The following is a 407-nucleotide window of genomic DNA, read 5'->3' as shown; positions in this document are numbered from 1 at the left end:
TCATTCAGTGTCACTCATTGCACCTTAGAGATGACGAGGCACTTGGATACCATTCAGAGTATAAAGATGAAGGATGAGCATTGGGCGTTATCTACAAAACAGTGTCTAAGCACTAAGGCTGGGCTCACGCTCACAATGCTCGTGATTCGATGATAAATTGTACCAAGAACTCATGAGATTTATCATCAATCAAGATACAAGGCTGGGCATTTTGCCCAGCTTTTTATTGGGTGGAGTTTAGGTTAGAGACGTAGCGTGGGTGCTAACCCACGGAGCTGGGTATGCTCTAACATCTGTCCGTGAGTCACGACCCACGTTACGCAAACTTCAAATGTGGTGTGGCGTTATTATGGTCGGTAGATTGCACCCAGCGCACCATTTAAATCGTGATATTATTCGGTGCGGAG

The organism is Psychrobacter sp. CoH-33_TS_01, from assembly GCF_058189395.1.
The sequence above is the reverse complement of the archived record's forward strand: the minus strand, read 5'-3'. Positions refer to the sequence as shown.